Genomic DNA, 21,720 nt, shown 5'->3' on the forward strand with positions numbered 1-21,720 from the left:
TTTGATAATGCACATTGCGTAAGTTAAGGTCGCCGCGGCGCAAGCTGGAAACGGCGCCTTTTTGGCTGGATCGCGCTAATTATGAAAATTCGCCTGCTTTTCGTTCTATCCTTGCTCGTGTCGCTCATCCCGACCGCTCCGTCACTTGCGGCCGGCGATCGCTTTGCGCTGGTCATCGGCAATGCCAAATATCCGGACGCCGACGCTCCCCTGAAGGAACCGCTCAACGACGCGCGCGACGTCGCCGACGAGCTCAAGCGCGACGGCTTTTCCGTCGAGATCGGTGAGAACCTGACCGGCGACGGCATGCGCCGCGCCTTCGACAAGCTCTACGGCAAGATCAAGCCGGGGTCGGTGGCACTGGTGTTCTTCAGCGGCTTCGGCATCCAGTCCGCGCGGCAGAGCTATTTGCTGCCGATCGATGCGCAGATCTGGACCGAATCCGACGTGCGGCGCGACGGCATCAGCCTCGAAACCGTGCTCGGCGAGCTCAACACCCGCGGCGCCGGCGTCAAGATCGCGCTGGTCGATGCCTCCAGGCGCAACCCGTTCGAGCGCCGGTTCCGCAGCTTCTCGGCCGGCCTCACGCCCGTCATCGCGCCGAACGGCACGCTGGTGATGTATTCGGCGGCACTGGCCTCGGTGGTCTCGGACGCCGGCGGCGAGCACAGCCTGTTCGTCCAGGAACTCCTCAAGGAAATCCGCGTCCCCGACCTGATGGCCGAGGAGACGCTGAACCGCACCAAGATGGGCGTCACCCGCGCCTCCCGGGGCGAGCAGGTGCCGTGGATATCCTCGTCGCTGGCCGAGGATTTCTCCTTCATTCCAGGGGCCGGCGGGTCGCGCCCGACCACCACGCCGCCACCTGCGCCTCCCCCGCCGCCGGTCGTCGCCAACAACCCGCCGCCGACTCCACCCGCACCTTCACCGCCTCCGCCGCCGAAACCGGCCGAGACGGTGGCTGCGCCCGCTCCGTCACCGAAGCCGCAGGTCGAGGCTGCCTTGCCGCCGGCACCGCCGCCGCCTCCGCCTGTGATTCCGGCCGATCCCGCCACCGCTCCGACCATGGAGAGCGGGCCGAGTGCGGCCGCCCTGGCCGAGGACCCCACCATCAAGGGGCTGACCGCCAAGATCGCGGCCAATCCGGATGACGTGAACGCGCTTTACCGGCGCGGTCAGGTCTATGCCAGCAAGGGCGCCTACAGCCTGGCCATCAAGGATTTTGACGAGACGCTCCGGATCAACCCGAAGGACGTCGAGGCGCTGAACAATCGCTGCTGGACCCGCACCGTGGTCGGCGACCTCCAGGGCGCGCTGAAGGATTGCAACGAGGCCCTGCGGCTGCGACCGAACTTCGTCGACGCGCTGGACAGCCGGGGGCTCGTCAATCTGAAATCGGGGGCGGTCAAGAACGCCATCGCCGATTTCGAGGCCGCCCTGAGGATCAATCCGCGCTTGACCTCCTCGCTGTTCGGACGCGGGATCGCCAAGCAGCGCAACGGCTCGGCCCAAGAGGGCGCGCTCGACATCGCCAATGCCAAGGCGATGGACCCGAACATTGTTCAGGAATTCGCAAGCTACGGAGTGCGTTGATATTTTTTTGAATCGGGGCCGATGTGCCTCGAACCCGCGACGGCCCGGCGAAGACTAATCGAACGGATGCCGCAGGCCGTCCTTTCGGGAGGCTTATTGCAGGATTTTCGAACCGCACCAGCTGGCTGCGCAGGAGGGACTGGCTATGAGATTGGCTGCAAAGGGACTTACCGCAATCCTGTCCATCATCACCGTCGGCGCCGCGCTGTCGCTGACGATCCCGCTGGCATTCGCAGCCGACGACGGCAACAGCAAGAACGTCACCGAGGACGAGATCGTCCGCGCGCTGGCGCCGCCGCCGAAGAAGCCGCTGACCCGCGGCCTCTCGATCGCTCCGCAGGCCGATCCCGCACCGAGTGCCACGGAGACCAAGCTGATCCAGTCCGTGCGCGGCCGCTCGACACGGTCGCTGTCGTCGACCGAGCGTGAAGAAATCGCGTCGGCGGCCAAGGACAAGCCGAACATCGATCTGGAAATCACGTTCGACTACAACTCGGCCAATATCAGCGCCAAATCGCTTGCCTCGGTCCAGGCGCTCGGCCGCGCGCTGACCAGCCCCGACCTGAAAGGCTCGACCTTCGTGGTCGCCGGCCATACTGACGCCGCCGGAAGCGAGAGCTATAATCAGGATCTGTCGGAGCGCCGCGCGGATTCGATCAAGCGCTATTTGGTCGACAAATACAGCATCTCCGCGACCGACCTCGTCACGGTCGGCTACGGCAAGAGCAAGCTGAAGGACCCGGCCCAGCCGATGGCGGAAGTCAATCGTCGCGTGCAGGTCGTCAACATGGAAAACAAGACTACCGCATCGAAGTGACCACGACGTAATCCTTTGAAGTGACAAGTCGTGATGTGGTGTAAAGTCTCGCTCCCAGCGCGCGTCCCGCAGCCTTGCGGGACGCTGCTTTATTTCAGGGAAACGCTCTCCATGGGCCGCGCGCGGATGGCCGTGAGCCAGGCCAGGACGATCCGGCAATGAACCTCTCCCAATATCTCAAGCCAGCCGGAACGGTGATCTTCGTCGTCGCGCTCGGCGTCGGCTATTATCTGTTCGAGCACCGGCACCGCGCCGAGCCCAAGGAAACGCCGAGCGAGGCGCTGGTCATCGTGACCAAGTCGACCAATGCCTGCTTCTCCGACCTGGTCCGGGTGACCGGCTTCTTCGTGCCGCGCCGCGAAGCCGTGGTCGTCGCCGACCAGGAGGGATCCAGGGTCACCGACCTCTTCGTCACCGAAGGCACCCTCGTCACCGACAATCAGGAGCTGGCGCGCCTGACCGCACCGCCCCAGATTCCGGGCCAGCCGCCGCGGCCCGGCCCGCAAGGTCCGGTCTCGCTGAAGGCCTCTGCGCCGGGCCTCGTCACCGAGGTCCGCACCATCGTCGGCGCGCCGGCCTCGCCGCAGGCCGGCCCGATGTTCCGTATCGCCGTCAACAACGAGATCGAACTGGACGCGCAGGTGCCCGCGGTGCACATGGCCAAGCTCAGCTCCGGCGCGACCGTGCGCATCAGCCGCGACGACGCGCCCGATTTGATCGGGCGGGTCAGGCTAGTCGCGCCCGAAATCGATCGCGCCACCCAGCTCGGCCGCGTGCGCATCAGCGTCACCAACAATCCCTCGCTGAAAGTCGGCGTGTTCGCCCGCGCCTCGATCGACGCCAAGCGAAGCTGCGGCGTCGCGGTTCCCAAGACCGCGATCGACCATCTCACCGTGCAGGTCGTCAAGAGCAACATTGTCGAGACGCGCAAGGTACGGGTCGGGCTGTCTTCGGACAGCGCGACGGAAATCCTGGAAGGCCTCAATGTCGGCGAGATCGTCGTCGCCGACGCCGGCTCTTCGCTGCATGACGGCGACCAGATCAAGACCATGTTCGCTGATGAACTCGATCGCACGCGGGTACGCTGATGGCTCTCAATATCTCGGCATGGTCGATCCGCAATCCGCTGCCGTCGGTCGTATTTTCCATCATCCTCCTGATCCTCGGCTGGGTGTCCTTCACCAAGCTCGCGGTGACGCGGCTACCCTCGGCCGACATTCCCGTGATCTCGGTCGCGGTATCGCAGTTCGGCGCGGCACCCGCCGAGCTCGAATCCCAGGTCACCAAGACGGTTGAAGACGCCGTCTCCGGTGTCGAAGGGGTCAGGCACATCACCTCGCAGATCACCGACGGCCTGTCGGTGACGACAATCCAGTTCGCGCTGGAAACCAACACCGACCGCGCGCTCAACGACGTCAAGGACGCGGTGACGCGCGTGCGCTCGAACCTGCCGCAGAACGTCACCGAGCCGCTGATCCAGCGCGTCGATGTCATCGGCCTGCCGATCGTCACCTATGCCGCGATCTCGCCCGGCAAGACGCCGGAGCAGCTCTCCTATTTCGTCGACGACGTGGTCAAGCGCGCGCTGCAAGGCGTGCGCGGCGTCGCCCAGGTCGAGCGCATCGGCGGTGTCGAGCGCGAGATCCTGGTCTCGCTCGATCCCGACCGCCTGCAGTCGATGGGGCTGACGGCCGTCAACGTCAGCCAGAGCCTGCGCGGCACCAATGTCGACGTCGCCGGCGGCCGCGCCGAGATCGGCAAGAACGACCAGGCGATCCGCACCCTCGCCGGCGCCAAGACGCTGAGCGATCTCGCCGGCACCATGATTCCGCTGTTCGGCGGCGGCGAGGTCCGGCTCGACGATCTCGGCACCGTCACCGACACCATCGCAGACCGCCGTACCTTCGCCCGCTTCAACGGCGAGCCGATCGTCGCGCTCGGCATCAAGCGCTCCAAGGGTGCCAGCGACGTGAAGGTCGCCGAGGCCGTGCAGAAGCGCATCGACACGCTCAAGGCCACTTATCCCGACGTCGACCTGAAGGTGATCGACACCTCGGTCGAATATACCAATGGCAATTACCACGCGGCGATCTCGACCCTGTTCGAAGGCGCCATCCTCGCCGTCGTCATCGTGCTGTTGTTCCTGCGCGACCTGCGCGCCACCATCATCGCCGCGATCTCGCTGCCGTTGTCGATCTTCCCGGCATTCTGGGCGATGGACCTGCTCGGCTTCTCGCTCAACCTCGTCAGCTTCCTCGCCATCACGCTGTCGACGGGTATTCTGGTCGACGACGCCATCGTCGAGATCGAGAACATCGTCAGGCACATGAACATGGGCAAGTCGCCCTATCGTGCCGCCCTGGAAGCCGCCGACGAGATCGGCCTCGCGGTGATCGCGATCTCGCTGACGATCATCGCAATCTTCGCGCCCGCGAGCTTCATGTCGGGCATCGCCGGACAGTTCTTCAAGCAGTTCGGCATCACCGTCTCGGTACAGGTGTTCTTCTCGCTGCTCGCGGCGCGCTTCGTCACGCCGGTGCTCGCCGCCTACTTCCTCAAACATAGCAATCACCAAGAGCCGCCGCCCGGCCGCGTGCTGCGGTCCTATCACAGGCTCGTGGCCTGGTCGGTGAAGCACTATTTCATTACGGTGCTGGTCGGCTTCGGCGTCTTCGCCGCCTCGATCTGGAGCATTACGCTGCTGCCGCAGGGTTTCCTGCCGGCGCAGGACAGCTCGCGCTCGTTGGTTGCGCTCGAGCTGCCGCCGGGCACGCAGCTCGCCTACACCGAAAAAGTCACCGAAGACATCGTGGCGCGCCTGCGCAAGCGGCCCGAGGTGAAGAGCATCTTCGTCGACGGCGGCCGCGTTCCACCGGGGACCCAGGAAGTCCGGCGCGCCGCCTTGATCATCAATTACACGCCCAAGGACAGCCGCGACATCACCCAGCGCGAGCTCGAATTCTCGATCAGCCAGGAGCTGGAGAACATTCCAGACATCCGCTTCTGGTTCCTCGACGAGAACGGCCTGCGCGCCATCTCGCTGGTCGTGACCGGCGCAGACGCCAACATCGTCAACAACGTCGCCAGCGAACTCGCGACGCAGATGAAGCGGATTCCCACCATCTCCAACGTGATCTCGGAAACCACGCTGGAGCGGCCCGAGCTGCGCGTCGAACCGCGCGCCGATCTCGCCGCACGGCTCGGCGTCTCGACCGAAAGCCTATCGCAGACCATCCGCGTCGCCACCATCGGCGACGTCGGCCCCGCGCTTGCCAAGTTCGACGTTGGCGACCGTCTGGTGCCGATCCGAGTGCAGCTCGAGGATGCCGCGCGCGGCAATCTGAAGACGCTCGAACAGTTGCGCGTGCCGCTCGGCGAGCACGGCGAGAAGGGCGGCGTGCCGCTGTCCGTCATCGCCGACGTCAAGCTCGACCAGGGTCCGACCAGCATCAACCGTTACGATCGCGAGCGACAGGCGACCGTCGCGGCCGATCTCGTCGGCTCCGCCGCGCTCGGCGACGCCACCAAGAAGATCTACGATCTGCCGGTCATGAAGAGCCGACCGAAGGGCGTGAAGGTCTCCCCCTCCGGCGACGCCGAAAGCCTGAACGAACTGTCCGAAGGCTTTGCCACCGCGATCACGGCGGGCCTGATGATGGTCTACGCCGTTCTGGTGCTGCTGTTCGGCACCTTCCTGCAGCCGATCACCATTCTGTTCTCGCTGCCGCTCTCGATCGGCGGCGCGATCGCGGCCCTGCTGATCACCGGCAAGCAGCTCACGACACCGGTGTGGATCGGCATCCTGATGCTGATGGGTATCGTCACCAAGAACGCGATCATGCTGGTGGAATTCGCCATCGAATCCATTCACGCCGGCACACCGCGCGAAGAAGCCATGATCGACGCAGGCATGAAACGCGCTCGCCCGATCGTGATGACCACGATCGCGATGGCCGCGGGCATGATGCCCAGCGCGCTCGCGGTCGGCGCGGGCGGCGAGTTCCGCTCGCCGATGGCGCTCGCGGTGATCGGTGGCCTGATCTTCTCGACCATCCTGTCGCTGGTGTTCGTGCCCGCGATGTTCATGGTGATGGACGATCTCGGCGCCCTGATCTGGCGCTTCGCCAAGCGGCTGGTCGTGCACAGCGAAGATGCGGAGGGCGCAAGTCATCACGGAGCTGCGCCGGCCGAAGCGAGGCCGCGGCCGAAGAACATCGTGCACCCTGCGGCGGAGTAGATGTGCACCAGCGTCAAGCACACGAGGCAGTTCAGCGAGCGCCATCCGAGAACCCGACATAGCGGAGGATCGTCTTCGCTACCAGGCATTCAGACGTACCGGTCGTGCTGTGCCGATCGAGGTCGTTAAAGCGTGGGTCGCGAGTTGAGACTCTTCTGACGAACTCCTTCGCCCCGATAGCGACCCAGCCTAACGGCCCCCCTACTCGTTGCGCGCGATCGCCGTCAGCTTGGTCATGTTCCGCAGCAGGATGCGGCCGCGCTGGAGATCGAGGATCGCTTCCTTGCGCCAGGCCTGAAGCTGGCGGTTGACGCTCTCGCGGGCGGCGCCGACGAAGACGCCGAGTTGCTCCTGCGAGATGTGCACCTCCGAGCCGAAATCGGCGGCGAGCGCGCAGAGGCGCCGCGCGAGGCGAACCGGCAGCGGCTGGAGCATGGACTCTTCCATGCGCTCGCTCTGCCAGCGGATGCGCTGGCAGAGCAGCGCGATGATCTTGATCCCGACTTTCGGCTCGCGTTCGAGGAAGGCGAGAAAGTCTTCGCGCCGCAGCACGAACAGCTCGCTGGCTTCGCCCGCGGTGGCGTCCGCAGTGCGGCTCTGGCCATCCAGCACCGCAACCTCGCCGAACAGGTCGCCGGGCCCCATGAAGTTCAGCGTCAGGCGGCTGCCGTCGGAGGCGCCGGTCTCGATACGGACCTGGCCTCGGCGCACGCCGAACAGCGCATCGCCTGGGTCGCCCTTCTGGAACAGCACCTCGCCATTCCCCAGATGCTGGGTGTGGCAGAGATTCGCCAGCCGCTGGAGTTCGTCTGCGCCGAGATCGGCGAACATCGCATTCATCTTGAGGATGACCGCAAATTCGGCCTGCTTGCTCATTTCAATATCCTTGTGAATTTCGTTGGCAAATCGCTTGGAACCATCAACATCAAGATCGCGTAAAACCGCGCCCGGGAAGTGTGCCATAAGTCACATAACTTTGCAGCACCCCCAGACTATTTTTACGTGCTTGGAGCCGCTTCCCGTCCCGGGATAAACTCAGGAGCCAAGGACGGGTGCAAATGACGGTCATGTGCCGGATTCGACGCCGATCGTCCGCCGCTGGAAAGTCGATATGAGAGCCGTGAAATTCGCCGGCGCGGCGGTGGCCGCAATCGTCATCGTGATCGCACTCCTGCTGGTGGTCGGGATCCCCTCGGGCTTCCTGAGTTCGACGATTGCCTCGCGTGTCGAGAGCGCGACCGGCTATCGCCTGTCGGTCGACGGCACCACTAGAATCAGTTTGTGGCCGACGCTGAACGTGACGCTGAACGACCTCACGCTTGCCGACCCCAAGGACCGCAGCGGCATCACGCGCCTGTCCATCGACAGCGTGCGGGCCGACATGTCGCTCTCAAGCGTCTGGTCGGGCCGCCCGAAGATCAGCGAGCTCGTCGTCACCCATCCCGTGCTCTACCAGCCGCTGCTGCGTGAGCGCCTGCCGAATGCCGGCGGCACGTCGAAGCCGGTCGCGCTCGATCTCGACGGCGCCGCCATCGATCGCATCAAGGTCACCGATGGCGAGATCGCATTCGCGCGCGTGCGCGATCGCGTCGAGAGCCGCATCAGCGCCGTCAATGCCGATGCGATCGTCGGCCGCGACCGCAAGTTCAACATCACCGGCACCGCACGGGTCGGCGAGCATCCGACCAAATTCGACATCAAGGCGACCACGCCAGCGCCGCCGGCCGACCGACCGACCATTCCGGTGGATTTCGCCATCGACATGCCGGACGTGCTGAAGTCCCGGCTCGCGGGCCATGCCGAGATGCGGCTGAGCGGCGATGTCGTGATGATCAACGGCCTGAATGGCACGCTCGGCGATGGCGCGTTCAATGGCTGGGCCTCGGTCGATATCGCGAGCAAGCCTCTCGTCAAGCTCGATCTCGACTTCCAGCGGCTCGCGATCCCGCTGGCGAAATCGCCGGAAGGCGCGTCCGGGCAGCCCTGGAGCGATGCGCCGATCGACGTCTCCGGGCTCAACTATGTCGATGCGCAGATCAGGATCTCCGCGCATGAGGCGGTGATCGGCGAGGCACGCCTCGCGCCGCTGGCGGTCGATGCAAAACTCGCCGGCGGCGTGCTGAAGGCCGGCACCGCCAATCTCGGCGCCTATGGCGGCCAGGTTACGGGCGAATTGATCCTGGATGCGACCAGCGGCGCGCCGAGCTTTGCCATGCATTCCGACCTCGCCGGCGTGCGCGCGCTGCCGCTGCTGCAGGGCCTCGCCGAATTCGACCGGATCGACGGCAAGCTGCAGGCCAAGCTCGCGCTGCGCAGCGCCGGCAGCAGCCAGCGCGCGCTGATGGCGAACATGCAGGGCACGGCCTTCGTCAATTTCCAGGACGGCGCCATTCGCGGCATCAACGTCGCACAGATGATCCGCTCGCTGACATCGGGCACGCTGTCCGGCTGGCAGGAAAACGGAGACAGCAGTCGGGAGCAGAGCACGGATTTGTCGCAGCTCTCGGCGTCGTTCCGGATCGACAAGGGCCAGGCGGTGACCACCGATCTCAACTTGACCGGACCGCTCGTCCGCGTGACCGGTGCCGGCACGATCGCACTCGACACCAAGATGATGGGCTTTCGCGTCGAGCCGAAACTGGTGATGACGACCGAAGGCCAGGGCCGCGCCGCCGAGCCGGTCGGCTTCGGCATTCCCGTGATGATCCAGGGCACCTGGTCGCAGCCGCGAATCTATCCCGACATGGCCGGCATGCTGGACAATCCGGACGCCGCCTATGCCAAGCTGCGCGAGATGGGCAGGGGGCTGTTCGGCGCTGATGGGGCCGGGCTCGGCAATATTTTGGGCAGCCTTGGTCTCGGGGGAGCCACCGCGCCGGGTGGCGGTAATGCCGCCGGCACTGCCAATCCGCAAAGCCAGCAGCCCGCCGGACAGAACAATTTGCTCGGCGGCCCCCTGGGGGAGGCGCTCGGCAATCTGATCCAGCAGGGACTTTCCGGTGGCGCGGGAAACGGCACCGGGACCGGGACTGCCACCGGCCGCAGCCGCAGCCTGCCTGCAGCGCCATCCGCACTGATGCCGCAAGCCTCGCCGGCGTCCCCCGCCCTGGAGGACCCGCCGGCGGCGCAGCAGGACAGCCAGCCGATGAACGACGTGCTGCGGCAGCTCTTTAATCGATGATTGCAGGACCAAAGCGCTGGACTCCAGCCCTCCCTTGCCAAGGCGATCCCCTTACATCGGCGTCCCCGGCCGCGGCTTCCTCCAAACGGATGAGACTGCGACAATTCACCACGCTTCCGCCTGCCAGCATCCAAGGGAGTAACCGAGGCCGGTAACCACGCCGGGTGCTCGGCCGTCCCTTGACCAGTCCCTTCACAGTCCCCTGGGACCAAATTGTGCTAGAAGGCTCGCAGGGTCCGTGCGGCCCGTAGCGCCGGCGCCGATGGCGGCGCGAGAGGATCGGGATGGCAGGAGCGAACGACAAGACACGGTTTCTGCGCGAGGGCCTGTTCGCCAAATACGTCGTCTCTCTCGTCGGCCTCGTCGTGTTCGTGCTTGCCGTCAACGGCGCGATGGAGAGCTGGATCTCCTACCGCGCCACCAAGACACAGCTGACCGACGGTCTCGAGGACAAGGCGCAGGCTGCCGCGCGGCGGATCGAGCAGTCGATCTCGGAACTCGAGCGCCAGATCAGCTGGGTGACGCGGGCGAGCCAGGACACACTCGAGAAGCGCCGCGCCGACTACGCCCAACTGCTGCACCAGGTCTCGGTCGTCACTCAGCTGTTCCAGCTCAACGGCGACGGCCGCGAGGTGCTGCGCGTCTCGCGCCAGTCGACCACGACCGGCAGCAATGCCGACCTCTCCCGCGACATGCGCTTCACCGACACCGTCGCCCGCGGCGTCAGCTACGCGCCGGCCTGGTTCTCCGACCGGACGCCGTTCATGTCGATCTCGGTGGCGCATTCCGGTTTCAACGCCGGCGTCACCGTGGCCGAGCTCGACCTCAGCTTTCTCTCCGAGTACCTCATCGACGCCCAGGTCGGCAAAGCCGCCTTCGCCTATGTGGTTGATCCGCGCGGCCGCGTGCTGGCGACGTCCTCGAAAGGCCCCGAGATCGGTAAGGATTTGTCGAAGCTGCCGCAGGTTGCGGCCGCGGTCGCACCGGGCCACGAGCCCGACAATTCGGGCACCGACTTCAACGGCCATGCGGTGATGAGCGCCGCGAGCACCGTGCCGAAGCTCGGCTGGAGCGTGATGTTCGAGCAGCCGGCCACGCAGGCCTTGATGCCGATCCGCGACCAGCTGGTGCGCATTGCGCTTTTGATCGGCATGGGCCTGCTGGTCGCAATCCTTGCCGGCACGCTTCTGGCGCGCCGCATGATCATTCCGATCACGGCGCTGCGCGACGGCGCGCACAAGCTCGGCGAAGGCGATTTCAGCCATCGCATCGAGGTGCACACCGCGGACGAGCTGGAAGATCTCGCCGGCCAGTTCAACCGCATGGCCGACCAGATCCAGGAGACCTATTCGGACCTGGAGACCAAGGTCGAGGAGCGCACCCGCGATCTCGCGCAGTCGATCAACGAGCTCAAGGTGCTGGAAGAGGTCGGCCGCGCGGTCGCCGCCTCGCTCGATCTCAACGCCGTGCTGCCGACGATCGCGGCGCGCGCGATCGAGATCACCCATGCCGATGCGGTGCTGATCTACGGCTATGACGCTGAGATGCGCCGCTTCAATCTGGTCGAGGCCAACGGCATCGACAAATCCGCCGACGGCGCCCATGTCACCATCGACGAAGGCCAGGATATCCTGAGCGATGCGGCCGGGAGCGGCGAACCGATCGCGATCGCCGATCTCGACCAGGCCTCCGAGCAGCCGCTGCGCGACGTCGCGGTCGAGGCCGGCTTCCATTCGGTGCTGGTGGTGCCGCTGGTGGACCAGCAGGGCACGCTCGGCTCGCTGGTGGTGCTGCGCCGCGCCAGCGGCGAGTTCGCCGCCAGCATCATCGGCCTGATGCGCACGTTCGCCAACCAGGCCGTGCTGGCGATGCGCAATGCGCGGCTGTTCACCGAGGTCGACCACAAGGGCCGCGAACTCGCGGCTGCGCACGAAACCGTGCAGCAGCAGGCCGCAAAGCTCCAGGAGCAGACCGAGCAGCTGCGCAACTGGAATCGCTCGCTGGAAGAGCGGGTCGAGAAGCAGTTGGGGGAGATCGGCCGCATCAAGCGGCTCGAACGTTTCCTCGCGCCGCAAGTCGCGCAACTGATCGCCTCGTCCGACGGCCACGATGCGCTGCTCGACAGCCATCGCCGCGAGGTCACCGTCGTGTTCTGCGATTTGCGCGGCTTCACCTCGTTCACCGAGGCGACCGAGCCGGAAGAGGCGATGAACGTGCTGCGCGAATATCACGCCGCGCTCGGCGAGCTGATCCACCGCTATGAAGGCACGCTCGACCGCTTTGCCGGCGACGGCGTGATGATCCTGTTCAATGCGCCGATTCAGTTCGCCGACCATACCAAGCGCGCCGTGAAGATGGCGGTCGAGATGCGCGACACGATCGGCAAGCTGACCGAGAAATGGAAGAACCGCGGCCACTCGCTCGGCTTCGGCGTCGGCGTCGCCATGGGCTACGCCACGCTCGGCCAGATCGGCTTCGAGCAGCGGCTGGAATATGCCGCGATCGGCAGCGTCACCAATCTCTCCTCCCGCCTCTGCGACGAAGCCAAGGCCGGCCAGGTCGTCGTCAGCCGCCGCGTCTACGGCATGGTCGAGCCCTGGGTCGAAGCCCGCGCGCTCGACGATCTCGTGCTCAAGGGCTTCAACCACCCCGTGCTCGCGATGGAGATCCTGTCGTGGCGCGAGGAGGTGGAGAGCGTGGTGGATGCCGCCGCGGCAAGGCGAAGAGGGTAGCCACAACAAAAAACTGCGAAAACAACCCCATGCACAGTAGCAGGGGCCTGCAAGATCAATGACTTACGCGGGCACGGAATTGGCTGGAGGCGGTGCGGTTGATCACACCCCGCGCTTCGGCCCGATCGCCTCGAAGCCGGCCTTCTGCTCGTCGCTTAAGTCAGCTTCGAAATCGTCGAGCGCGTCACTGACGCCGTTCACCGCTTGCAGCATCGTCTGCAGCCGCGCCTTCACGGCGGTGAGGCGTGCCTGTGGTGTCGGTGGGGCCTGTGACGGACAGGCGCTGAGCGTTTCCATGGTGCGCAGTGTGGTGTCCTGGAGCACGTCGAGGCGGGCGCGGGCGGTGTCGTCGAGCTTGAGCGTGGAGGCGATCTCGGCCGCGGGCCATTGCTGCTGCACGAGCTGCTCGTATTGGCGCTGCAGCTTCTCGTCGTAGCGGGGATCGCTGTCCGCCTGGCAGGCCGACGCCGCCTCGGGATTCTTTTGCTGGATCGACGCGAGCGCGGCGCGGCGCTCCTTGGCCAGGCCATCGAGCTTGGCCTTCTGGTCGTCGTCGAGGAGGTCGAGGAATTTTGCGAGCGAAGGTGCGACGGCGTCCGTTGCCTTGATCATGGCCTCGATGCGCTCGCGCATCAGGCCGAGGCGCTCGATGGCCATCGCGGGGACCTGCGTCGGACAGGCGGCGCGGATGGTGTCGCGCGCGGATGCCCACGCGGTGGCGAGCTCGTCGAGCGCTGTGCGCTGCAATTCATTCGGCTGCACGGCAGCGGCGATGCGATCGACCGGCAGGCCGCCGGTGTCGCTGGCATCGCAGACAGTCTCTGCGGTCGGGACCCGCCGTCCGCGCCGGCCCTGCGGCGTGGTGTAGGCCGCAAGCTCGGTGGCCGCATAGGGCGCGAAGATCGCGGCATAGATGTCGCCATAGCCGTAGAGCGAGAGGCTGGTCGTATCGCCGAGGATGATCGCGGTGGTGAGATCGTCATGCGCGAATGGCCAGAACACCGGGCCGACCCAGCCGTAGCTGCCGTCGGGATGGCGCCACCAGCCCTGCGGACGACGGCCGCCACGCCAGCCCGACAGCGCAGCTTGCGCGGTCATCGCCGCACGGAGCACGTATGGATTCGCAGGCTGGCCGCGCTCTGCGCCGCGAGGATCTTGCGACCTCAACGCTGCGGAGCGGTATCGGCTGCCCCGCACCGCCATGCGGGCATGGCGCAAGCGAGACATGCCGATCATGTGGCCGACGGCAAAGCGCGCAACACCGAGCGGGCCGCCGCGGAAGCCGAACTGCGCCTCGGCGCGACCTGGCAACAGCACGGCCAGAATCACGAGGGTTACGCCTGATAGCGCCAGCCCCAGCCTTGGCCTGAGTGCCAAGCGTGATCTCGACATGACCACTGACCTGTCCACCTTGGCCCTCCTCCGGCGCCAAGCGCACATCGCGTCGCATCACCATGACGCGCGAGGGAACCAAATGTTCCGGAAGCGTACAGGGCAAAGCGTCGCAACGCGCCCCGGCAGAGCCGATGCGGTGTTACTCCGCCTTTTGCGGCAGCACGAAGGTTTGGCCGGGATAGATCAAATTGGGATTGTGGATCTTGGCGCGGTTGGCGTTGTAGATCACCGCAAAGCGGGCGCCGTCGCCGTAAGCGAGCCGGCTGAGCGCCCACAGGCTGTCGCCGCGAGAGATCACCCGGCTGCCGCCTGTTTCCGCCGCTGCTCCGCTGACGGCGTCCGCCGGCGAGGCCGATGCAACGGTCGTGGCCGCGGGCGCCCGCGCCATGACCCCCGATCCGCCCTTCGGTTTCGGTGCGCCCATCAATCTCGGCCGGGCTGCGGGCCTGTCCGACACCGATGCCACGACATCCGACTTGTCGTCGGGCTTCTCGGCCTTCGCCTCTTGTTTCGCCTCTTGCCGCGCGACCGGTGCAGGGCGAGCGGGCGGCGGTGCGGCTTCGGCGATGACGACCGGCATGCTGCGGCCGGATTGCGTGACGGTGCCGTCAGGCGATTTCGCCCGCAAGGTCAGCTCGTAGGAACCGGCGGGAAGCTGCGGCGGCGTCATCACGAATTGGCCCGACGCATCCGCCACGACTGTGTCGATCGGCTTGCCGTCGCGCAGCAGCTCGACCTTGGCACCCGGCGTCGCCCGGCCCGCGATCACCGCCGCCTCGCCGTGATCGTCGACGCGTGCAACGTCGAAGCGGGGGCCGGTATCCGCAATCGCCGGCGGCGGCTTGACCGGTGCAAGATCGGCAAGCGCGGCCGTGACCTGCTTTTGCGTCTCGGCCAGCGCACCCGCCTTCGTTTCAGCGGGGGACGCGGCCGGCACCGGCGGCGCGCTTGCGGCCAGCTTGGGCTCTTCCGGCTTGAGTTCCGGCTTGAGTTCCGGCTTGGGTTCGACCTTCTGTTCGACCTTGGCCTCCGGCTTGGCGGCGACCACGGAATCGGTCTTGGCCCCGATCGGCAGCATGCGACGCAGCTCGGTGGGGCCGATCACCAGCACGGTGCCGCCCACCGCGAGCAGACAGAATGCAATGAAGGCCTTGGTCGCGGTCACCATCGGAAACGAACCTTGATCAGGAAGAACCTAGCAAATCAATCGAGCCGGCAAGGTGCGCCGTTTTGGCCACGGCAGCAAGACGGTCGATGGGATGATGCGCCGGCACGCCGGGATGAACCGGCGCACCCCCGCCGGCGTCAAATGATCGAGGCCGCATCGCGGCATTTTTCTTGAGGAATTTTTTCCGTGACCGCATTTTGCCGTCCCGCACAATGGCTGGTGGTTGCCCTCATCCTGGCCGCAACTCCGGCGCTCGCCGCTTCCGGCCCGCCGTCTGGCTTCGCTCTCACTGACGATGCCGATCTAGCCTTCACCTCGCCCGACAAAGCCACCAAGATCGAGCAGTACATGAAGGACAGCGGAGATTTCGACGTCAAATGGCAGGCCTGGGCGAGGCGTGGCGACCAGATGACGGAGCTGAAGCCCGAGCAGGGCTACGGCGCCGGCTTCCGCTTCACCCCCGACTCGCAATGGCTGGTGCGGATGCAGAAGACCGGCTCCGGCGAGCAGGACCTCTATCTCTACCATGTCGACAAAGGCGCCTTCGTCAGCGTGACGAAGACCTCGTTCAGCGATCTGGCCTGGGCCTATTTCCACAGCCGGCCGGACACGGGGAAGATGAAGCTCGACTACCACATCTCGGCCAATCTCGTGAAAGGCACCGAAGAGGCCTATCGCGGGCTTGGCGTGCACTGGCCGGACAACCGTTACCTTGTGATCTCGGGCGAAATGGACAAGCACCCGAAGAACGTCGCCGTGAAGGGATTGGCCGACTGGCGCTGCCGCTATGATCTCAAGACCGGGACCTTCGACGTTCGCCAAGACCAATGCGGAAGCGTTGCGATGGGAAATCCGACGCTGAGGGAACCATGGCCCCGCACCTTCAGACAAGCGATGGAACCAACCCTCTGATTCCATTCCGATTCATGTTTTCCTAACCCTCACTGGTAACGTGGTCTTGTCGGTTTTGCCGCATCTTGCATCCCACGGGAGGGCTGCATGGGCACATCGATCCGATGGAGCGCGCGCATGCGCGCGTTGCTGCGCCGTTGGCGCGGCGCGCCGCTGACATGGCTGATCGCAGGGGGCTTCGTGCTGATGGCCGCAATGGCGATCGGCACCGCGCTCACCGTCGACCGCTTCCGGCAGAATGCGATCGAAAGCGGCCGCGACAGCGTGGAGAGCGCGGTCCGGTTGCTCGCGCGCCATTTCGACCGCGAGTTCGAGGACTTCGCGGTGCTGCAGAAGAGCATCATCGCCGAGCTCGAAAGCCATGGTATCGACTCCGCCGACGTCTTCCGCAGCGAGATGGGCACGCTCGCTGTGCACGAGGCGCTGCGCGCCAAAGCCAGCGGCTGGTCGGACGTCGCCGGCGCCAACGTGTTCGACGCCAAGGGCGTGCTGATCAACTCGTCGCGGCGCTGGCCGGTCGCCGATGTTTCAGTTGCCGACCGCGGCTATTTCAATCGCCTCAAGAACGATCCGGCGTCGCAGGAAGAGATCGAGGTCGTGCCGGGACGGTTGGGCAGCGGACCGGCGATCGTGTTCGCGCGCCGCGTCTCCGGTCCCCACGGCGAATTCCTTGGGCTGGTCTCGCGCGCGATCACGCCCGACCAGCTCGAATCCTTCTTCGCCTCGAGCGGGCTCGGCGAGGATTCCTCGATCGCGATGCACCACCAGAACGGCCAGCTGCTGGCGCGCATTCCGCATGTGGAGGCGATGATCGGGCAGAATTTCCGCAACGGCACGCGCGAGCAGATGGCGGTGTTCGAGCGCACCTTCGTCACGACCCAGCTCGCAAGCCCGATCGACGGCAAGGATCGCATCGTCGCCGCACGCCTCCTGACCGGCGAGCCGCTGGTGATGGTTGCGACCAAGTCGCTGGATGCGACGCTGGCAACATGGCACACGCAGACCAAATTCTTCGTGACCGTCGCCGTGCTGTCGATCGGCCTGCTCGTGCTGACGCTTTATTCCATCTTCCGCCAGATGACGCGCCGGCTCGCCGTGGAGAAGCAGCAGCTCGACACCGCGATGAACACGATGACGCAGGGCTTGCTGATGTTCGACCAGGACCAGCGGCTGATCGTCTGCAACCGCCGCTACATCGAGATGTACGGGCTGTCGGCCGAATTGGTGAAGCCCGGCGCGTATTTCCGCGACGTGATTCAGCATCGCCATGACACCGGCTCGTTCGACGGCGACGTCGATTCCTATTGCGACGGCATTCTGGGCAGCGTCGGCCAGACCCACAGCGCGATAGTCGAGACCTCCGATGGCCGCCTGATCGAGATCAAGAACCAGCCCGGCGCCGGCGGCGGCTGGCTCGCGACCCATGACGACGTCACCGAGCGCATCCGCGCCGACGAGCGCATCGCGCATATGGCGCATTACGACGCCCTCACCGACCTGCCCAACCGCGTGCTGATGCGCGGCCATCTGGAGCGGCGCGTCGCCGAGCTTGCCCAGGGCAAGCCGTTCGCGATCCTCTATATCGACGTCGACGAGTTCAAGGGCGTCAACGATTCGCTGGGCCACGAGGTCGGCGACGAGCTGCTGCGCCAGGTCGCGAACCGCCTGCGCGCCTGCGTCAGCGGCAGCGACATGGTCGCACGGCTGGGCGGCGACGAATTCGCCATCGTCAAGGCCGGCAGCCGCGACGAGGCCGAACTGACCGCCCTCGCCGAGCAGATCCTGAAGGCGCTGCGCGCCCCCGTGGACTGCAACGGCCAGGAAATCCCGACCGATGCCAGCATCGGCATCGCGATCGCCCCCGACCACGGCGACAATCTCGACGATCTGCTCAAGCGCGCCGATCTCGCGATGTATGCGGCGAAATCCGAGGGCCGCCGCACGTTCCGTATCTTCGCGCCCGAACACGACGCCAAGGCGCGGCTGCGCCGCCAGCTCGAGTTCGATCTGCGGCAGGCGCTGGCCCGCGGCGAGTTCGAGGTGCACTACCAGCCGCTGGTCGATCTCGCGGCCAATGTCGTCACCGGCTGCGAAGCGCTGCTGCGCTGGCACCATCCGGAACGCGGCATGGTCTCGCCCGCCGACTTCATCCCGGTTGCGGAAGAGACCGGATTGATCGGCGAGATCGGCGAATGGGTGCTGAGGCAGGCCTGCCTCGAGGCGGCCTCCTGGCCCGGCGACATCCACATCGCGGTCAACGTCTCACCGGTGCAGTTCCGCTCGCGGACGCTGGCGCTGAAGGTCGCAGCCGCACTCGCCGAGTCGGGTCTCGCGCCCGGACGGCTCGAGCTCGAGATCACCGAGACGGTCCTGATCCGCGACGACCAGGAGGCGCTGACGATCCTGCAGCAGCTGCGCGAGCTCGGCGTGCGCATCGCGCTCGACGATTTCGGCACTGGTTATTCGTCGCTGAGCTATTTGCATCGTTTCCCGTTCGACAAGATCAAGATCGACCGCAGCTTCATCAGCGACATCGGTCAGTCGGAAGATTCCTCGCCGATCGTGCAGGCGGTGGTGCACATGGCCGCCGCCCGTCACATGGCGACGACCGCGGAAGGCGTCGAGACCGAAGCGCAGCGCGCGGTGCTGCTCCAGCTCGGATGCAGCCAGATGCAGGGCTGGCTGTTCAGCCCGGCCGTGCCGGCCGCGAAACTGAAGCAGCTGTTGTCGGCGCAGGCGGCCGCGGCCTAGCGGCGCACTGCCGCACGCTTTGTCATCAACATCTCTGTCCACTCCCGCCCGCCGTGCGTTCGCGAAAGCGCCGGCCGGCTTGGAGCAGGATCGGACAAAACATGGCGGGTTCAGGAAATACGCCCGGCAGCCACGGCGCCTAGAACACGCGCCGTTCCGTACAAATACGGACGACTGATCGAAAGCCCGAGCTGATCAGCAGGAGCCACATCATGACCGGGAACACTGCACTCATGCGCAATCCCTCGCACAAGGGCTTGCCGCCCGCACCCGACGTACAGCCTGACGATCGCTCGACGTCCGAGCGGCGCGCCGCCGACGCGGAGATGGCGCGCGTGCTCAGAACCGAGCCGTTTCGCATGGCCTTGGACTCCTCCGGCGCGGGGATCGCGCATTGGAAACATGATGCGCTGCACGACGTCGTCGAGCCCATGCGCCACCACGTGATCATGGCGCATAAAGGCGTGATGCAGCGCATGGAGCGGCGCTCGGGAAAATCGATCGCGATCGGCACGTTTCGTCCGGGGGTCGTGAACATCGTTCCGGAAGGGTCGAGCTCCCGATGGGACATTCCGAAGCCCGTCGACGTCGTGCAGCTTTACCTTCCCGACGCAACGCTGCAGCGCGTCGCTGGCGAGGCCGGGACCGCCGGGACCGCCGAATTGATTGAGCGAACGGCGCATCCCGACACCATCACGTCCCGACTGCTCCTGAGCGCCGCGGATTCGCTGGGGGGCCATGGCGTCCTTGATGCGCTGTTCCGGCATCAGCTCACGGATCTTCTGGCCACGCGCCTTTTGGCTGCGCATGCAGGCTCGCCAACCACGTTCCAGCCGACCATGGGCGGGCTGGCGCCGAAGGTCCTGCTCCGTGCGATCGAACGATTGCGCTGCGATAGCGAAGCGGATGTCTCGCTCGATGCGCTGGCGTCCGATGCCGGACTGTCGCGCTTCCATTTCTGCCGGTCCTTCAAGGAGAGCACCGGGCTATCGCCGCATGCCTGGCTGCGTCAGCACCGGCTCGAGCAGGCCATGAACATCTTGCGGGAGAGCGACGAATCGATCGTCTCGGTCGCCGCGGCGCTTGGTTACTCCTCGCAAACGGCCTTCGCCGCAGCATTCAAGAAGCTGACGGGCGAGACGCCGAGCGATTGGCGCAGGCGTATGCGTTAGCAGCAATCTCTCGACAGCGACGGCAATCGCGCTGGGGCAACGGCAAATCGGGTCAGCTACATCATCTCCATGTCCAGACCAATCGAGGGAGACCAAAGATGACCTGGAAAAACTTCGTCAGCCGACGGCTGATTGCCTCACGCCGCCGAAGCCTCGCGACCGCAACCCTGTACGGACTCTCGCTGGCCGTTCGCTTCACGTCGGCGACGGGCGAGGAAGTGGAAATTCCGGCTTACACCATGCACCCGGCACAACCGCCCGTTTCCATCATGATCCGAAATGGCGCCGGCCTTCCCTATCAGGACTGGAGTCGAAGTGAGCTTCAGCCCGTCGTCTTAGGTTACGGCCGGCCGCCGAATCTGCAGGCACGCTGCATCGCGCCCTGAGGCCAGCGATCCAACCCACCCCACGCGCCGACGCCGGACGCTGTTCTCAACGCAGCAGCGCGGTCGCGCGCGGTCTTTCGAACAGCAACCAAGGAGAAAACCCATGCGACTCGTCATCATCGGGGCCGGCTTCGCCGGCATGTACGCCGCGCTTTCCGCAGCCCGGCTGCGCGACATCCGGGGCGCCTCGCCGCAAGATCTGCAGATCGCGCTCGTTTCACCGGAGCCGACGCTGGTGGTCCGTCCGCGGCTCTACGAGTCGAAGCCGGAAACCGTGACGGCCCCGCTGGTCGACGTCCTCGAGGCGATCGACGTCGACTACATCCAGGGCAGCGCCGAGACGATCAACACCGAGGCCAGAACGGTGCAGATCACGCCCGCGAAGGGCCCGCGAAAGACGCTGTCCTACGACCGCCTCGTCGTGACCACCGGCAGCCGGCTATTCCGTCCGAACATTCCGGGCCTCGCCGAGCACGGCTTCAGCGTCGATTCGCTCGACGATGCCGTAGCGCTCGACAAGCATCTGCATGGCCTCGCGGAGCGGCCCGCCGCGAACGGACGCGACACGGTCGTCGTCGCTGGCGGCGGCTTCACCGGGATCGAGGCGGCCACCGAAATGCCGACGCGGCTGCGCGAAATCCTGGGCCCCGATGCCAAGACTCGCGTCGTCATCGTCGATCGCAACACTGCGATCGCACCCGACATGGGTGCAGGCGCCCGCCCCGTCATCGAGGAAGCCTTGCGCAAGGTTGGCGTAGAGACACGGCTCGGCGCCGGCGTCGCCGCGCTTGACGACACCGGCGTCACCTTGTCCAGCGGTGAGCACATTGAAACCGAGACGGTGATTTGGGCGGCGGGCATTCGTGCAGCGCCGCTGACCGCGCAGATTCCCGCCGAGCGCGACAATTTCGGACGGTTGCTGGTCGATCGCTGCTTGCAGGTGCCAAGCGTGCAGGGTGTCTTCGCGGCCGGCGACGCGGCACGCGCCGCCTGCGACGACGAGGGCAATTACGCACTGATGTCGTGCCAGCACGCCACGCGGATGGGCGCCTTTGCCGGCAACAATGCCGCGGCCGAATTGCTCGGCGTTCCGACCAGGCCCTACCACCAGAAGGCCTACGTCACCTGCCTCGACCTCGGCGAAGCCGGCGCGCTGTTCACACGCGGCTGGGAGCGCAAGGTCGAGCTGGTCGGCGATGTCGCCAAGAAGACCAAGCGTGAGATCAACACCGTCTGGATCTATCCGCCGAAGGCGGAGCGCGCCCTGGCGCTCGCGTCGGCCGATCCGGAACGCGTGACCGAAGTCTAGACGCCTCACGTGATGATGGCCGCGCTCCCGCGGGGCGCGCGGCCCGCCACAGCACCGACCATTCAGG

14 protein-coding genes are annotated in these 21,720 nt (G+C 65.9%); 11 read left to right on the forward strand and 3 right to left on the reverse strand.

Going from position 1 to position 21,720, the window contains the following annotated elements:
* Window positions 1-81 precede the first annotated feature (81 nt).
* The 4 genes from IVB50_RS27045 to IVB50_RS27060 all read left to right on the forward strand — a co-directional run bounded on the left by IVB50_RS27045 (window position 82) and on the right by IVB50_RS27060 (window position 6,647).
* A complete protein-coding gene (locus tag IVB50_RS27045) occupies window positions 82-1,593 on the forward strand; it encodes a caspase family protein (RefSeq protein ID WP_018456593.1) in 1,512 nt (503 codons plus the stop codon).
* 145 nt (window positions 1,594-1,738) lie between these two features.
* On the forward strand, window positions 1,739-2,410 hold the full coding sequence (locus IVB50_RS27050) for an OmpA family protein (protein ID WP_026233202.1): 672 nt from the start codon (window positions 1,739-1,741) through the stop codon (window positions 2,408-2,410).
* A 158-nt stretch (window positions 2,411-2,568) separates the two neighbouring features.
* Entirely contained in the window at window positions 2,569-3,498 is a 930-nt protein-coding gene (locus IVB50_RS27055; protein ID WP_018456595.1) for an efflux RND transporter periplasmic adaptor subunit, read from the forward strand.
* Window positions 3,498-6,647 carry an efflux RND transporter permease subunit gene (locus IVB50_RS27060; protein WP_018456596.1) on the forward strand — a complete coding sequence of 1,050 codons (3,150 nt, stop codon included), beginning with the start codon at window positions 3,498-3,500 and terminating at the stop codon, window positions 6,645-6,647. Before IVB50_RS27055 ends, IVB50_RS27060 begins: the two co-directional genes overlap by 1 nt.
* 201 nt (window positions 6,648-6,848) lie before the next feature.
* Here IVB50_RS27060 and IVB50_RS27065 read toward each other — a convergent pair whose 3' ends face one another.
* Window positions 6,849-7,523: a Crp/Fnr family transcriptional regulator gene (locus IVB50_RS27065; protein WP_018456597.1), complete on the reverse strand. Its 675-nt coding sequence runs from the start codon at window positions 7,521-7,523 to the stop codon at window positions 6,849-6,851.
* A 235-nt stretch (window positions 7,524-7,758) separates the two neighbouring features.
* Here IVB50_RS27065 and IVB50_RS27070 point away from each other — a divergent pair, with 235 nt between their 5' ends.
* Window positions 7,759-9,828: an AsmA family protein gene (locus IVB50_RS27070; protein WP_026233203.1), complete on the forward strand. Its 2,070-nt coding sequence runs from the start codon at window positions 7,759-7,761 to the stop codon at window positions 9,826-9,828.
* Between the two features lie 284 nt (window positions 9,829-10,112).
* Entirely contained in the window at window positions 10,113-12,560 is a 2,448-nt protein-coding gene (locus tag IVB50_RS27075) for an adenylate/guanylate cyclase domain-containing protein (protein ID WP_018456599.1), read from the forward strand.
* A gap of 102 nt (window positions 12,561-12,662) precedes the next feature.
* Here the strand turns inward: IVB50_RS27075 and IVB50_RS27080 are convergent, their stop codons facing one another.
* Together IVB50_RS27080 and IVB50_RS27085 are read right to left on the reverse strand one after the other, a co-directional pair.
* On the reverse strand, window positions 12,663-13,952 hold the full coding sequence (locus IVB50_RS27080; protein WP_051113002.1) for a Spy/CpxP family protein refolding chaperone: 1,290 nt from the start codon (window positions 13,950-13,952) through the stop codon (window positions 12,663-12,665).
* A gap of 142 nt (window positions 13,953-14,094) precedes the next feature.
* Window positions 14,095-15,123: a LysM peptidoglycan-binding domain-containing protein gene (locus tag IVB50_RS27085; protein WP_018456601.1), complete on the reverse strand. Its 1,029-nt coding sequence runs from the start codon at window positions 15,121-15,123 to the stop codon at window positions 14,095-14,097.
* 186 nt (window positions 15,124-15,309) lie between these two features.
* Here IVB50_RS27085 and IVB50_RS27090 point away from each other — a divergent pair, with 186 nt between their 5' ends.
* From IVB50_RS27090 to IVB50_RS27110, 5 genes are all read left to right on the forward strand, one after another.
* Window positions 15,310-16,035: a hypothetical protein gene (locus IVB50_RS27090; RefSeq protein WP_247298123.1), complete on the forward strand. Its 726-nt coding sequence runs from the start codon at window positions 15,310-15,312 to the stop codon at window positions 16,033-16,035.
* A gap of 87 nt (window positions 16,036-16,122) precedes the next feature.
* Window positions 16,123-18,786, forward strand: a complete 2,664-nt coding sequence (locus IVB50_RS27095; RefSeq protein ID WP_247298128.1) for an EAL domain-containing protein — start codon at window positions 16,123-16,125, stop codon at window positions 18,784-18,786.
* Window positions 18,787-18,998: 212 nt separating this feature from the next.
* On the forward strand, window positions 18,999-19,958 hold the full coding sequence (locus tag IVB50_RS27100) for an AraC family transcriptional regulator (RefSeq protein ID WP_162496292.1): 960 nt from the start codon (window positions 18,999-19,001) through the stop codon (window positions 19,956-19,958).
* Between the two features lie 98 nt (window positions 19,959-20,056).
* Window positions 20,057-20,344 (forward strand): hypothetical protein, encoded by a 288-nt coding sequence (locus IVB50_RS27105; RefSeq protein ID WP_018456605.1) that lies wholly within the window; start codon window positions 20,057-20,059, stop codon window positions 20,342-20,344.
* A 103-nt stretch (window positions 20,345-20,447) separates the two neighbouring features.
* Window positions 20,448-21,653: an NAD(P)/FAD-dependent oxidoreductase gene (locus IVB50_RS27110; protein ID WP_018456606.1), complete on the forward strand. Its 1,206-nt coding sequence runs from the start codon at window positions 20,448-20,450 to the stop codon at window positions 21,651-21,653.
* Window positions 21,654-21,720: the final 67 nt, after the last annotated feature.

Source organism: Bradyrhizobium sp. 87 (genome assembly GCF_023073015.1).
Classification (GTDB): Bacteria; Pseudomonadota; Alphaproteobacteria; order Rhizobiales; family Xanthobacteraceae; genus Bradyrhizobium; species Bradyrhizobium canariense_D.